This window comes from Paraburkholderia dinghuensis (assembly GCF_003837865.1).
GTDB classification, from domain to species: domain Bacteria; phylum Pseudomonadota; class Gammaproteobacteria; order Burkholderiales; family Burkholderiaceae; genus Paraburkholderia; species Paraburkholderia dinghuensis.
Genome location: NZ_RQIS01000003.1, coordinates 201,414 through 215,177, shown reverse-complemented (window position 1 = coordinate 215,177; position 13,764 = coordinate 201,414). Strand labels below are relative to the sequence as shown.

The window sequence follows — 13,764 nt, the reverse complement described above, 5'->3', positions numbered from 1 at the left end:
TCGCGCTCGCGCGCATAAGCGCGATCTTACGAGCCATTAAAAGAATCGGCCAGTCATAAAATGTCAAGAAAATCAATTCCGGAAATTAACTCTGTCACTCACTAATGCGAATCGAATAACGAGAAAGTTTTTCTCGACTCATGGAACGGGTGCAAGGTCGTTCGTACGCCACTGTTCGGGACAGAGCATCCGCATCCACAGCTGCCCCGTATGTCAGACATTTTCAAGCGTTGTGAATTAAGGCTGTGTCCGGGGTGTCCAACATGTCCAGGGGGAATTACCCACGTGCGGTGGGTTTACACCTGAATCGTTGTAATAGATTTCTTTTTTATTGCAATCGGACTTCTCGTAGACATTCTTTCTTTTCGTCGGGTTAGATTTCAATCGTCACCGCGTATCAGCAGCGATCATATTCTGGCGAAATCCCCGTTGACCCAGAATCTTTTTTGGCGTCGTGTTCGCGCGATGATCTTTTTATTTCGGAAATCGAATTCATGCCGAGGAAATGGACCGTGGCCTCGCTGCAGAATGACTCCGATACGGAATCTCATTTATAGGTATGCACGAGCCTTGATCCATCAGACGCCTGGGTATGAATATCACGGTGGACCGGCCAGCCTTTCGTAGACATCTTCGAGCCGTTTAGCGCATAGCGGTGCTCAACCTCTACAGGTGACAGGTCGCCAGCAAAACCGTGCTGGCGAATGGGGTTGTAGAACATCTCAATGTAATCGAACACATCGGTGGTTGCCATCGCCCGGGTCGGACAGATTCGCCGTTTGATTCGTTCCTTCTTCAGCGCACTGAAGAAGCTTTCCGCCATGGCATTGTCGCGACAGTTCCCGCGACGACTCGTAACGGATATCAACCAACGTACGTCCACCTAAAGACGTCAGGTCTCCACGTCCTCGAGACTGAATATTTCCGACTGGTCGTTGTACGAAAAGATTTCGCCGTAACGGCCCCAGTCGATCACGGTATCGAGCGTTTCCTCGGCGGCGCCGTCGGAGAGGGAGTCTTCGAGCTCCTGCTCGAAACGCACGCGCGGTGCGCGGTGGCCCGGACGCTCGCCCAGCACCTTCTTGATCCGCGCCGCGAGCGGCACGTGACGCAGCAGGTGCTCCGCGAACATCATCTTGCGCTCCTGCGTGCCGAACTCGGCAAACACGCGCGCGGGCGGCGTGAGCAGCACGTCGCCTTCGCGCACGTCCGCGAAGCCGAGGTTCTGCAACACTTCCGCGATCGGGAACAGGTCGTCCACTTCCAGATGCAGCGAGCGCGCGATTTCCGGCATGTCGGCGCGTCCGTGGTACGGCGCGGCCGCCAGCGTCTCGATGAGACCGGCCATCAAGTTGGTGGACACACGCGGCAACCAGCTGCCCAGTTCCAGCCCCTTCTTCGTCGTTTCGCCGGTCTGGCGCGCGGTCATCTTCGCGTAGATGTCGTCGACGAGCTTGCGGAACGCCGGATCCAGCCGATTGCGCGGATGCTTGAACGGCACCTTGATCTCGGCGACGACGCGACCGGGATTCGACGACAGCACGACGATGCGGTCACACATGAACACCGCTTCTTCGATGTTGTGCGTGACGATCAGCACCGACTTGATCGGCAGGCGGCCTTGCGTCCATAAATCGAGCAGGTCGGTACGCAGTGTTTCAGCGGTCAGCACGTCGAGTGCCGAAAACGGTTCGTCCATCAGCATCAACATCGGATCGACGACGAGCGCACGCGCGAAACCCACGCGCTGACGCATGCCGCCCGAAAGTTCGCGCGGATAAGCGTTCTCGAATCCATCGAGACCGATCAGGTCGATCGCCGCCAGCGCGCGTTCGCGGCGCTCGCGCGCGCCCACGCCCTGCGCTTCAAGACCCGCTTCCACGTTCTGCAGCACGGTGAGCCACGGAAACAGCGCGAAGGTCTGGAACACCATCGCGACACCTTCGGCCGGGCCTTCGAGCGGCTTGCCGAGCCATTCGACCTGACCATCGGTCGGCTCGATGAGGCCCGAGATGATGCGCAGGAGCGTCGACTTGCCCGAGCCCGAGCGGCCGAGCATCCCGACGATCTCGCCTTCGCGCAGCGAGAGGTTCACGTCGTCGAGTACGAGCAGTTCGCCCTGGGACTTGTTGAAGCCCCGGCACACGTTCTGCACGCGCAGAATTTCCTCGCCGACGCGGGGCGGGACGGGGTGCGTTTGTACGTCGCCGTGTGCGGCACTCAGAGTCTTGGGGTTTTGCATCGTGTTTGCCTTCGATTCTCAATCAGTCGAGCCGGAGCTTCGCTTCGGCGTAAGCATATAACGGGCGCCAGAGCACGCGGTTGAACAGCGTGACGAACAGGGACATCACGGCGATGCCCACAATGATTTTTGGAAAGTCGCCGGCGGCGGTCATCTGTGCGATGTACGCGCCGAGCCCGTGCGCCTCAACCTTCGTATCGCCCCACTGGACGAATTCGGAGACGATGCTCGCGTTCCACGCGCCACCCGACGCTGTGATCGCGCCAGTGACGTAGTACGGGAAGATGCCGGGCAGCATCGCCTGGCGCCACCACTGCCAGCCGCGGATGCGAAAGTTCGCGGCGGCTTCCTTGTAATCGTTCGGATACGCGGTCGCGCCCGCAATTACGTTGAACAGGATATACCACTGCGTGCCGAGCACGATCAGTGGCGAGAGCCAGATATCCGGGTTCAGATTAAACCGCACGATCGCGATCACGAACACCGGAAACAGCAGGTTCGCCGGAAACGCGGCGAGGAACTGCGCGAGCGGCTGGATCTTTTCGGCGAGCGCGGGACGCAAGCCGATCAGCACGCCGAGCGGCACCCAGATCACCGAAGCGATCGCGATCAGCAGAACGACGCGCAACAGTGTGATGAGGCCGAGCACGAGCACGTGACCAACGTCGTCGAGCGTCACGCCCGTGCGCACGTAGGCCACGACGCGCCACACCACGAAGACGGTCAGCACGATCACGAAGACGGCCCAGACTACATCGCCGACACGCGAGCGCCGGGTGCCCTTGCCCGGTGCAACAGGCGCGGCGCGCTCGATCACGGGAAACGAGGGCAGCTTGATCGGCACACGTGCAGCCTTCGAAAGGAACCAGCCCATCGGCACGAGCAGGCGGTGAATCAGGCGCGTGCGGCGGATCAGGTCGAGCAGCCACGACTCGGGCGCATCGCCCGAACTCGTGGTTTCCATGCGGAACTTGTCGGCCCAGGCGACGAGCGGACGGAACAGGAACTGGTCGTACGCAAGAATCACGACCGTCATTGCGAGAATCACCCAGCCCACGGCGCCGAGATTCTTGTCGGAGATGGCCTGTGCGAGGTACGCGCCGATGCCCGGCAGCGTAATCGTCTTGTTGCCGACCGTGATCGCCTCGGAGGCGACGACGAAGAACCAGCCGCCCGACATCGACATCATCATGTTCCAGATGAGGCCGGGCATCGAGAACGGCACTTCGAGCTTCCAGAAGCGCTGCCAGCCGGTCAGGTGAAAGCCCTTCGACACCTCATCCAGATCGCGCGGCACCGTGCGCAGCGACTGGTAGAAGCTGAACGTCATGTTCCAGGCCTGGCTCGTGAAGATCGCGAAGATCGCCGCGAGTTCGGCGCCCAGCACGCGCGACGGAAACAGCGCGAGAAAGAACGTCACCGTGAACGAGATATAGCCGAGCACCGGCACCGACTGCAGGATGTCGAGGATCGGCACGAGCACCTGGCCCGCGCGGCGGCTCTTTGCGGCGAGCGTGCCATACACCAGCGTGAAGGTCAGCGAGGCGACCATCGCCGCGAGCATGCGCAGCGTGGTGCGCATGGCGTACTCGGGCAACATCCGCGGATCGAGCGAAATGGCCTCGGCGTTGAGCGTCGAAATGGGCGCCATCGTCTGATGAAAGCCAATGGCCCCCATCGCGATCAGGCAAATGATCAGCGGGAACGCTACGAAGTCCCAGCGATTGGGCAGCACGCGCCACGCCGAAGCGTTGGCCGTGCGGTTCAGATTGAAGCCGAAGTCCATTCAGGTGCCCTCCCCGCTAAGCGTCATGCAATACGCGTCGAATTGGGGCACGCGACCCGCGAGGGCCAAATTGAAGGGGACAAGGCGCATGGATGAAGAGACTCGTTGGCGTTGATCAGACGTCGGCGGCATTGCCACCGCCTGTACCGCCCAGGTCCACCGCTCCAGCAGTGCATGTCCGGGCCAGCAGCGACCTTTGCCGGTTTGCCTTGATTTGAACGGGACGACACTACTACAACCTGTGTGACAGGCACAACCTCACCGCGGTGATCCGCCAGCCGGCGCGCCAGCGCTCGCGCTACATGGCGAAGTTAAGCGAATGCGGCCGCTGCGAGGCTATACCAGCCCAAGGCGCCGCCGGGTCGCGATGGTTGACCCGCAATCCGGCGCACGAGCACAGCGAGTCCCACGCAGGTTGCGCGGGACAACGCGGTATCATCGGTTGGACGCATGCGCCGCGCCATGCGACGCACCCCATCAACGGCACCGTATTGTTTCGCTCAATCTGGAGGCTTGCATGAAGGGAAATCTGGTCATCGTCTGCCGCGATCAGGATGTTCACGCGTTCGACCAGTTGATGGTCGAATATGGCGCGTTCCAGACGCGCCTGTCATCGACCGCGTGGTACCTGAAGCTCGACGTCGCACCCGAGCTGATTCAGGAAGAGATTCTGACGCGCCTCGGCAAGTACACGACGCACTACATCTTCGAGGCCGACAGCGTCACGTACAACACCGTTGACAGCGAGGCCGCCGCCGCGCTCGACACGCTCTTCTCCGAGTAAGCGCGCATTCGCGCGAGGCATGGCCGATAACCGGTGTTCGCGCGGCACGGCCAGCCGGACCGCACCACGGCCCGCCGGCATCGGTTGATCCAGGCCCCGAATCAGCGGCTTGCCGGTTGCGAATCAGAAAACGCGCTTGAATCCCGCCCCGCGGCCCGTCACCACGCGTTGGCCGCTTCGTCGACGGTGCGCTGCACCACTTCGAACGGGAACGTCATCTGAACCGCAAGTCCGCCGTCCTCGCCGTTACCAATCCGCAGTTCCCCGCCCGCCCGGCGCACCAGCCGCTCCACGATCGCGAGACCCAGACCGCTGTGGCCATTGCCCCCACGCGCCGGATCGAGCCGCACGAACGGCCGGCTCGCGCGCGTCAGGTCCTGCGTATCGATACCCTTACCGTGATCGCGCACGGTCAGCGTGTAACTGTCCGCGCCGCGCGCGGTCTCGATTTCGACCGGGGGTGCGCCATAGGCGTAAGCGTTATCGAGCAGGTTCGACACCACACGCTCGAGCGTCGCAGCGGGCAGCCTGAAGTCGCTGCCGGCCAAAAGCCGCATCTGGATTGTTGTGGCCTCGTCCGACGTGCGGAAGTTGCGCACGATGCGCTCGCACTGCTCGTCAACCTCGACGGGCTCGCTGCGGTCCGCGCCGTCATGCGCGAACACGAGGAACTGGTCGACGATATGCGCCATCGCCTCGACGTCGCGCACGACCCCGGCGCGCGCCGTCGCTTCGTCCATTAGTTCGGCGCGCAGACGCAGCCGGGCGAGCGGCGTTTTCAGGTCGTGCGCGACACCCGCCAGCATGACCGCGCGATCATGCTCGGTACGCTCCACTTCCTTCACCATCTGGTTGAAGCCGCGCGTCAGCGTGCGCAGTTCGCGCGGCCCCTGCTCGCGCACCGGTGGCACCGGCTCGCCGCGTCCGAAGCCGACAACGGCCTGCGCCAGCGAGCGCAACGGCTTCTGCAGCATCCAGGCGGCCACGAGCGCGGCGATCACCGCTGCCGAAAAAATGATGACGAACCACGGAATCATCTTGTCGATCGGCCGCATGATGCGGATCGGCTGCATCGGCACAACGATCCAGCGCGCGTCCTGCGGACCGCGCACCCAAAGCGTGGGCGGCCGGCCAGGCGGCCCGACGCGCACGTCGGAGCCGGGCGGCATGCGCTCGCGCACATCGTCGACGAAACGGCGCAGTGGTTCCGGAGTACTGGCGCTAGTGGTCGGCACATCGGCGCTGTCCCCCTCGACGAGTTGCACGCGCGACGGCAACGGCTGGTCGGGTGTGCGCTCGACGTGCTGGCGCACCGCGTCGACGAGGAATGCCGCTTCCTCGACGGCATAGCGCGTCTGCATCTGGCTGCGCTCGAGGCGCATGAGCGCGAACCACGCGACGTGCGACAACAGCAGCACGCCGATGAAAAGCAGCGCGAGCCGCCCGAACAGCGAGTCAAACGGCCGGCGCATGGCTACCCTGCTCGCCGTCCGGCACAAACACATAACCGCGACCGCGCACGGTCTGGATGAAGCGTGGCGTGGACGGGTCGGTTTCGAGGATGCGACGCAGACGCCAGACCTGGACGTCAATGCCCCGGTCGGTGCCGTCGTACTCGGGGCCGTGTAGCAGTTCGAGCAGCCGCTCGCGCGTGAGCGTGCGCATGGGGTGATTCACGAAAATCTTCAGGAGCGCGAACTCGCTGCCTGACAGCATCAAGGGCTTGCCCTCCTGATGCAGCGTGCGCGACTGGAAATCGAGTATGAAGCGGCCAAAAGCGAACGGCTCGCGCTGCTCGGGCGCCGCAGCCGACGCAAGCGTGCGGCGGCGGCGCAGCACGGCCTGCACGCGCGCGAGCAGCTCGCGCGGGTTGAACGGTTTGCCGAGATAGTCGTCCGCGCCAAGTTCGAGGCCGACGATGCGGTCCACGTCGTCCGCGCGGGCGGTGAGCATGATGACGGGGATATCGTCGCCGGACGCACGCAGCTTGCGCAGCGCGGTGAGGCCGTCGACGCCTGGCATCATAAGGTCGAGGACGATCAGATCGGGACGCTCGCGCTCGAGCCGCCGCTCGAGCGATCCCGCGTCGTGCAGTACTGATACTTCCATGCCCTGCCGCGCCAGATAGTCGCGCAGCAGGTCGCGTAGTTCGAGGTCGTCATCGACGACAAGGATTTGAGTAGCCATGGCACGAAGTGTAACGCGCGCGAGCAGGCCGTTTCCTTACCGGTAGACACTTTGGGTTACCAGGTGTTACTGCGAAAGGCGTTCGTAATGTCGCGTAATGACTGAGGCATCCTGCGTAACACGCGCCGCCTGAACGCCCGATACGCTAGGGACACCGGATGCGGCAACTGCCCAACCACCTGGCACGGCCCCCACCGGATAAAACCCTTCACGGATTTATCAGGAGCATCACGATGTACAAGAAGACCTCGCGCTTTCTCGCAATCGCTGCCGCCGCACTCGCCCTCACGGCAGGCGCTGCCCACGCCCAGACACCGCCCGCGGGCGGCATGGGCGGCCCCGGCGGCCCGGGCATGCATCATATGCACGGCGGCGATTTCATGATGGGCTTCAAGAAACTGCACGACAAGCTGAACCTGAACGCCGACCAGGAAAAGCAATGGCAAGCCGCGCTCAATACGATGAAGCAGAATCACGAGCAGTCGCGCAAGAATTTCGAACAACTGAAGCAGCAGTTCGATTCGATGAAGAACCAGCCCATCCTCGACATGAACGCGCTGCATACGGCACGCCAGCAGGTCGAGCAGCAGAATGCGCAACTGCGCGAGCAGAACGCACAGGCATGGCTCGCGTTCTATAACGGCCTGAACGACCAGCAGAAGACCACCGTCAGCACCGCGCTCAAGGAGCACTTCGCGAAGATGGAACAGCGCGGCGAAAAGATGCGCCAGCGCTGGGAGCAGCATCGCGGCGCGGCGTCGGCGGCACAGGCCCAGTAAGCGGGGAATCCCTGCACGCCGGGCGGATGCCTGACACGCGGGGAAACCTGAGCGCGTCAGGCGAAACGCGCTGCCCAAAGTAGCTGCCCAGAGTCGAAGCGCCGCAGTTCACACCGCGGCGCTTTCTTTGCTGCGCGCTTAACCTGGCCCGGTGACCGGGTTCGGTCGCGAGCACCGCGCAAAAGTCAGGCGAGATCGAACAACAGCACTTCGGCCTTGTCGCCGTTGACAAGCATTACGCTGTCCTCGGCCTCGATCATCGCTGCATCGCCTGCGCCGAGCCGCTCGCCGTTGACTTCCACCGCACCGCGCGCCACGTGAACGTACGCGCGTCGGCCGGCCGGCACAGCGTATTGCGCCCGCTCGTCGCCGTCGATCAGCGCGGCGTAGATCGACGCGTCGGACTGCACCGTCACCGAGCCGTCGCGTCCGTCGGGCGACGCCACCACGCGCAACCGGCCGCGCTTGTCGGCGTCGGAGAAGTGCTTTTCCTCGTAGCCCGGTGCCCCGCCGCGTTCGAGCGGCAGCAGCCAGATCTGCAGCAGATGCACCTCGTCCTCACGCGACGCGTTGAATTCGCTGTGCATCACGCCAGTTCCCGCGCTCATGCGCTGAACGTCGCCCGGACGAATGGTCGAGCCATTGCCCATGCTGTCGCGATGTGCAAGCGCGCCGTTCAGCACGTAGGTCACGATCTCCATGTCACTGTGGCCGTGCGCGCCGAAACCCTGGCCGCCCGCGACGCGGTCGTCGTTGAGCACGCGCAGCGCACCGTAGTGGATATGCTCCGGGTCGTAGTAATCGGCGAAGGAAAAGCTATGAAACGTGTCGAGCCAGCCGTGGTTGGCGTGGCCGCGTTCATCGGCGCGTCGGATGGCGAGCATCGGATTCTCCCGGAGTTCGTTGCGATACCCGAAGGTAAGGGCGGCGGCCCCGCGCCACAACCGGCACCCGTGCACCGGATCGTTTCGCCAGTAACTTCAATGGGCTGCGGCGTCTGCCCACAGCCACAATCCTGACCAACAATCTCGCGCGGGCCTCGCCATCGGTTAAAATACCGCGCTTTTCCGTTGGACCGTTCCAGGCGCGCCTCCCGACCGGACCACAGGGCCGGGCGCCTTGGCATCGGACCCGTATTTTGATCGCCTGATGGCGGCGTTGGGCCGAAAGCCAGCCGCGCACCAGCAGCACCAAAACGAACGAAACGGACGAAACGGACAAAGTACGCGGACAAGCCAGGTGAGCACGCCAGCCGGGTCACATCTGCGCCGCGCCTAATCGGAGAACCGCGAGGGAAGTCCGCAATGCGCGTCGTATTCCCCGTCGTAGCGGGCTGCGCCGCCGCGAAGGAGTGGGGGGCGGTGCGCATCGACATCGATGCGAGTTATCCGCCGCTGGCAGCTAAAACGCCCAATGGCCCAGGTGTCGGCCTGGACGTCGATGTGACGAGGCCGTTGGTTCGACCGGATTGGAAAGCAGCACTGCGACTTGGATATCTATAAAGGCAACCAGGCACGAGACGATACACACAATTGACCAGCGACGTCCGGGGGGCCAGACCCGATAGACCAATCCCGGACTTCGCATATAGAGTGACACCCGCAGTGACGGCCGCCGTTCGCGCGCAGTCACACCAGCAGTCGAACACCCAGTCGCACACGCGCCATTGCCCGCAAAACCGGACACGAGGAAAGTGCGAGTGCCAGTTGCGGCGGATGCCCCGCCCATCCGGCTGGACGTTCATGAACGGATTTGAACCGTGGCGTGAGGCGCCACGCCTTTCGCGGTGCGCATCTGGCGCCCCGCCCAGGACCCATCTATGTTTCTTCAAGGCTACGGCCCGCTGATCCTCGCCGGCACCTGGCAGACGGTCAAGCTCTCCGTGCTGTCGCTCGTGCTGTCGTTCGTACTCGGGCTGATCGGCGCGGCGGCGAAACTCTCGAAGAACCGCGTCGCCTACGGCGCGGGCACGGTCTACACCACGCTGATCCGCGGCGTGCCCGACCTCGTGCTGATGCTGCTGCTCTTCTACAGCCTGCAGATCTGGCTCAACAACCTGACTGAAGCGGTCGGATGGGACCAGATCGACATCGATCCGTTCGTCGCGGGCGTGATCGTGCTGGGCTTCATCTACGGCGCGTACTTCACCGAAACCTTTCGCGGCGCGTTCATCGCGGTGCCGCGCGGCCAACTCGAAGCGGGGCACGCCTACGGCATGACGAGTTGGCAGGTCTTTCGCCGCATCATGTTTCCTCAGATGATGCGCTTCGCCCTGCCCGGCATCGGCAACAACTGGCAGGTGCTCGTCAAGTCGACGGCGCTCGTGTCGATCATCGGCCTCGCCGACGTCGTCAAGGCAAGCCAGGACGCCGGCAAGGGAACACTCCGGTTCTTCTTCTTCACGCTGGTCGCGGGCGCGATCTATCTCGTCGTTACGACCGTCTCGAACTTCGTGCTGATGTACCTCGAAAAGCGCTACTCCACCGGCGTGCGCAAGGCAGACCTCTAAGCGGACCGCTGATAAGGCCAACCACAATGCAAGACCTGATCCAGCTGATCCAGCAATACTGGCGCAACTACCTCTTCTCCGACGGTTATCACTTCACCGGCGTCGCCGTCACGCTCTGGCTGCTTGTCGTGTCGATCGGCATCGGCTTCTGCATGTCGATACCGCTCGCCGTCGCGCGCGTTTCGAAGCGGAAGTGGCTCGCGGGCCTCGTGTGGCTCTACACGTACATCTTCCGCGGCACGCCGCTCTACGTGCAGCTGCTGCTCTTTTACACGGGCATCTATAGCCTCGAGATCATCCGCAACCACGAGATCACGAGCGCATTCTTTCGCAGCGGCATGAACTGCACGCTGCTCGCCTTCGCGCTCAACACCTGCGCGTACACGACCGAAATTTTCGCGGGCGCGATCAAGGCCACACCCTACGGCGAGATCGAAGCCGCGCGCGCGTACGGGATGTCGTCGTTCACGCTGTATCGCCGCGTGATCCTGCCTTCGGCGCTGCGCCGGGCCCTGCCCTACTACAGCAACGAAGTGATCCTGATGCTGCACGCGACCACTGTCGCGTTCACGGCCACCGTGCCGGACATTCTCAAGATCGCACGCGACGTCAACTCGGCGACCTACCAGACGTTCACCGCGTTCGGCATCGCCGCCCTGCTCTACCTGCTCATTTCGTTCACGCTCGTGTGGCTGTTCCGCCAGGCCGAGCGCCGCTGGCTCGCGTATCTGCGACCGCAAGGCAAGTGAGCCCCGCTACCTATGACCCTGATGAAATCCCAGACGCAAAAGCTTTTCGTCGATGACCTGCACAAGCGGTACGGCGACCATGAAGTGCTCAAGGGCGTCTCGCTTACGGCGAACGCCGGCGACGTGATCAGCGTGATCGGCTCTTCCGGCTCCGGCAAGAGCACCATGCTGCGCTGCATTAACTTCCTCGAACAGCCGAACGCCGGGCGCATCGTCGTCGACGGTGAAGAGGTCCGCACGCGCCCCGACACGCGCACCGGCGCGTTGCAGGTAGCCGACACGAAGCAGCTCCAGAACGTGCGCACCAAACTCGCGATGGTGTTCCAGCACTTCAACCTGTGGGCGCATATGACGGTGCTGGAAAACGTCATCGAGGCACCCCTGCACGTGCTCGGCATTCCTCGCAAGGAGGCCGAGGACCGTGCGCGCGAATACCTGGAGAAGGTGGGCCTCACGCCGCGCGTGGAGAAGCAGTATCCGTCGCATCTGTCAGGCGGCCAGCAGCAGCGCGTGGCGATCGCGCGCGCATTGGCCATGCACCCCGATGTCATGCTGTTCGACGAACCGACCTCGGCGCTCGACCCCGAACTCGTGGGCGAAGTGCTGAAGGTCATGCAGAAACTCGCCGAAGAAGGCCGCACGATGATCGTCGTGACGCACGAGATGGGCTTCGCGCGCAACGTCTCGAACCACGTGATGTTCCTGCATCAGGGCCGCGTCGAAGAAGAAGGCCACCCCTCCGAGGTCTTCGGCAATCCGAGGAGCGAGCGGCTGCGGCAGTTCATTTCGGGCAGCCTCAAGTAGTCGGGCCGCCCATCATCGCTGCGGCATAACCGGCAACGCAGCGATGTAGCAAAAGTAGTACGACAAGGCGCTTTCAGCGCCTTTCTTTTTTATTTCTTCCACACCCCCAAGCCCCCTCTTAGCGTCCAATGGGGCGCTTGCGTTTACTCCCACCAAATTTCCACGTCAATAGTGGCAATCCTCAATTCGGTCTAATCGCAACCGCATCGGTGCAACCGTGCCCCCCTTGTCCGACAAGGCCTCCCGTCACTTTTTTTGAGATGGTCAGGAAACCGCTCAAGGAGGCCCTATTGCAATTTGACGACACCCCCCGCCCCATAAACGATTTTGTTCGCCGCCACCGACCTTTTTTGCTAGATTGGTAACCAAAGTAGCAAAACGAAGTTCGTTAAAAGTAGTTTTACTTCAAATAAGAACGGGAGATGCCAGTCAACCAGGGGATCTGCATGACGACTCAACCGTCCAGCCGGGTCCCGCCGTGGCCCGCGCGCCGGTCCCCAGGGCAACTCTCCCTCGTGCGATGACGATTCCTGTTCGCTGCGTTCTCATACGCGCGAACGTCTTTCGCAGTACTTAGGTTGACTCTTTGACAGGGTATGGAGGAGAACATGAAGAAAGCTTTGCTCGCCGCTGCACTGATGTCTGCTGGCGTTGTGGCGCATGCCCAGAGCAGCGTCACGCTGTTCGGCCGCCTCGATGCAGGTATCGCGTATATGAACGGCATTGGCACTAACGACCTTGGAACCGGGAAAGGTGCGGCTACGCGCACCACGAGCCAGACTCTGCTCGAAAGCGGCTACTGGGGCACGAGCCTGTGGGGCATGAAGGGTGTTGAAGACATCGGTGGCGGCAACAAGGTCCTGTTCCACCTGGAAGGCAGCTTCAGCACGGCAACGGGTGCAGGCCCCGGCGGCGGCGAACTCTGGAATCGCTGGGCGACCGTCGGTATGGCCAACGACCAGTTCGGTACGCTGCTGTTAGGCCGCATGCTCTTCATCTCGAACGGCATTTGGGACTTCGACCCGTTCGGCCAGTCGAACTGGTCGTCGGCATCGATGGTCCGCGGACGTAACTGGCCGCAGTCGAGCAACAACATTTCGTATCAGTCACCGAACTGGTACGGCTTCGATCTGTACGGCCAATACGCGTTCTCGAACGCGACGAGCTGGAACGGCAACGGCACAACCACGCAAGGTCGTGAAGCCGGTCTCCAGTTGACGTACACGAGCGCACTGTTCCAGGTCCGCGGTCTGTACGACGAAATCCGCAACCCGGCGAACGGTTCGCTCGGCGGCCCGTACGACCCGACCAACGTCAACGATGCCAACGTCAGCCAGGGCGTCTTCGCCTTTGGGCGCGATTACATGGCGATGGTCAACGTGTTCCTCGGTGCGTTCAAGGTTCAGGCCGGCTTCGAAGCCGTCCGCACGTCAGGCATGACCGGTCAGTTGATCGGCCAGCCGACCACGCTCGACCACGAATGGGGCGGTGTGACGTGGCAGGCCAACTCGGCTGCGGCGCTCATCGCGGCGATCTATCACGTCAACGCGAACAACGGCGGCGGCAACGCCACGCTGTACACGATCGGCGGTTCGTACAACCTGTCCAAGCGCACGCTGCTCGACATGCAGGTCGCAACGGTGCAGAACAGCAAGGCTGCCAACTTCGGTCTGAACGCCAACAACCCCGGCACCTCGGTTGCAACGGGCAACCCGACGCTGGGCAAGGCACAGACCGGCGTGTATGCAGGCATCCAGCACTCGTTCTAATCGACGGGTGCCCACAGAACAGCTGTAACGACGTTTTCACGCTGCTGCGAGAGGCGCGTATCGGTGCGGTGCCCGCAAGGGTATCCGCACCTTTTTTTATCCGCGATCTATTCGCAAAAGAATACGGGCCGCAGATGCGGCCCGTGTTCTTTTGT

Annotated in this window: 11 protein-coding genes and 1 pseudogene; 6 read left to right on the top strand and 6 right to left on the bottom strand. The window is 62.6% G+C overall.

Translation table 11 applies throughout. The features are described from left to right. Nucleotides 1-646: 646 nt before the first annotated feature. The 3 genes and pseudogenes from D1Y85_RS05575 to D1Y85_RS05565 all read right to left on the bottom strand — a co-directional run. A pseudogene (locus D1Y85_RS05575) lies at nt 647-856 on the bottom strand (IS3 family transposase); the annotation flags it as partial. Nucleotides 857-892: 36 nt separating this feature from the next. Continuing rightward, a complete protein-coding gene (locus D1Y85_RS05570; RefSeq protein WP_124150041.1) occupies nt 893-2,242 on the bottom strand; it encodes an ABC transporter ATP-binding protein in 1,350 nt (449 codons plus the stop codon). A 22-nt stretch (nt 2,243-2,264) separates the two neighbouring features. Next, nucleotides 2,265-4,028 (bottom strand): ABC transporter permease, encoded by a 1,764-nt coding sequence (locus tag D1Y85_RS05565; RefSeq protein WP_124150040.1) that lies wholly within the window; start codon nt 4,026-4,028, stop codon nt 2,265-2,267. A gap of 517 nt (nt 4,029-4,545) precedes the next feature. Between D1Y85_RS05565 and D1Y85_RS05560 the strand changes: the two genes are divergently transcribed. Then, entirely contained in the window at nt 4,546-4,812 is a 267-nt protein-coding gene (locus D1Y85_RS05560) for a double-stranded DNA-specific endonuclease (protein WP_124150039.1), read from the top strand. A 158-nt stretch (nt 4,813-4,970) separates the two neighbouring features. Here the strand turns inward: D1Y85_RS05560 and D1Y85_RS05555 are convergent, their stop codons facing one another. Together D1Y85_RS05555 and D1Y85_RS05550 are read right to left on the bottom strand one after the other, a co-directional pair. Continuing rightward, nucleotides 4,971-6,284 carry an ATP-binding protein gene (locus D1Y85_RS05555; RefSeq protein ID WP_124150038.1) on the bottom strand — a complete coding sequence of 438 codons (1,314 nt, stop codon included), beginning with the start codon at nt 6,282-6,284 and terminating at the stop codon, nt 4,971-4,973. Beyond that, a complete protein-coding gene (locus D1Y85_RS05550; RefSeq protein WP_124150037.1) occupies nt 6,268-6,999 on the bottom strand; it encodes a response regulator in 732 nt (243 codons plus the stop codon). The genes D1Y85_RS05555 and D1Y85_RS05550 overlap by 17 nt, the downstream gene beginning before the upstream one ends. Before the next feature lie 233 nt (nt 7,000-7,232). Here D1Y85_RS05550 and D1Y85_RS05545 point away from each other — a divergent pair, with 233 nt between their 5' ends. Continuing rightward, nucleotides 7,233-7,778, top strand: coding sequence for a periplasmic heavy metal sensor (locus D1Y85_RS05545; RefSeq protein ID WP_124150036.1), 546 nt, complete (start codon nt 7,233-7,235; stop codon nt 7,776-7,778). Nucleotides 7,779-7,963: 185 nt separating this feature from the next. On the opposite strand, the gene D1Y85_RS05540 is transcribed toward D1Y85_RS05545, so the two are convergent. Then, nucleotides 7,964-8,662: a pirin family protein gene (locus D1Y85_RS05540; RefSeq protein ID WP_124150035.1), complete on the bottom strand. Its 699-nt coding sequence runs from the start codon at nt 8,660-8,662 to the stop codon at nt 7,964-7,966. 935 nt (nt 8,663-9,597) lie between these two features. On the opposite strand from D1Y85_RS05540, the gene D1Y85_RS05535 reads away from it, so the two are divergent. The 4 genes from D1Y85_RS05535 (at nt 9,598) to D1Y85_RS05520 (ending at nt 13,609) form a co-directional block, all read left to right on the top strand. Continuing rightward, entirely contained in the window at nt 9,598-10,287 is a 690-nt protein-coding gene (locus D1Y85_RS05535; protein WP_124150034.1) for an ABC transporter permease, read from the top strand. A gap of 35 nt (nt 10,288-10,322) precedes the next feature. Continuing rightward, entirely contained in the window at nt 10,323-11,036 is a 714-nt protein-coding gene (locus D1Y85_RS05530; protein WP_124150207.1) for an ABC transporter permease, read from the top strand. A gap of 21 nt (nt 11,037-11,057) precedes the next feature. Further along, nucleotides 11,058-11,840, top strand: coding sequence for an ABC transporter ATP-binding protein (locus tag D1Y85_RS05525; protein ID WP_124150206.1), 783 nt, complete (start codon nt 11,058-11,060; stop codon nt 11,838-11,840). A 608-nt stretch (nt 11,841-12,448) separates the two neighbouring features. Continuing rightward, nucleotides 12,449-13,609 carry a porin gene (locus D1Y85_RS05520; protein ID WP_124150033.1) on the top strand — a complete coding sequence of 387 codons (1,161 nt, stop codon included), beginning with the start codon at nt 12,449-12,451 and terminating at the stop codon, nt 13,607-13,609. Nucleotides 13,610-13,764 lie beyond the last annotated feature (155 nt).

Excerpts from the sequence above, each read along its gene's own strand:
- D1Y85_RS05520 (WP_124150033.1), top strand. The coding sequence starts at position 12,449 with ATGAAGAAAGCTTTGCTCGCCGCTGCACTGATGTCTGCTGGCGTTGTG.
- D1Y85_RS05545 (WP_124150036.1), top strand. The coding sequence starts at position 7,233 with ATGTACAAGAAGACCTCGCGCTTTCTCGCAATCGCTGCCGCCGCACTC.
- D1Y85_RS05540 (WP_124150035.1), bottom strand. The coding sequence starts at position 8,662 with ATGCTCGCCATCCGACGCGCCGATGAACGCGGCCACGCCAACCACGGC.
- D1Y85_RS05560 (WP_124150039.1), top strand. The coding sequence starts at position 4,546 with ATGAAGGGAAATCTGGTCATCGTCTGCCGCGATCAGGATGTTCACGCG.
- D1Y85_RS05535 (WP_124150034.1), top strand. The coding sequence starts at position 9,598 with ATGTTTCTTCAAGGCTACGGCCCGCTGATCCTCGCCGGCACCTGGCAG.
- D1Y85_RS05555 (WP_124150038.1), bottom strand. The coding sequence starts at position 6,284 with ATGCGCCGGCCGTTTGACTCGCTGTTCGGGCGGCTCGCGCTGCTTTTC.
- D1Y85_RS05565 (WP_124150040.1), bottom strand. The coding sequence starts at position 4,028 with ATGGACTTCGGCTTCAATCTGAACCGCACGGCCAACGCTTCGGCGTGG.
- D1Y85_RS05525 (WP_124150206.1), top strand. The coding sequence starts at position 11,058 with ATGAAATCCCAGACGCAAAAGCTTTTCGTCGATGACCTGCACAAGCGG.
- D1Y85_RS05570 (WP_124150041.1), bottom strand. The coding sequence starts at position 2,242 with ATGCAAAACCCCAAGACTCTGAGTGCCGCACACGGCGACGTACAAACG.
- D1Y85_RS05550 (WP_124150037.1), bottom strand. The coding sequence starts at position 6,999 with ATGGCTACTCAAATCCTTGTCGTCGATGACGACCTCGAACTACGCGAC.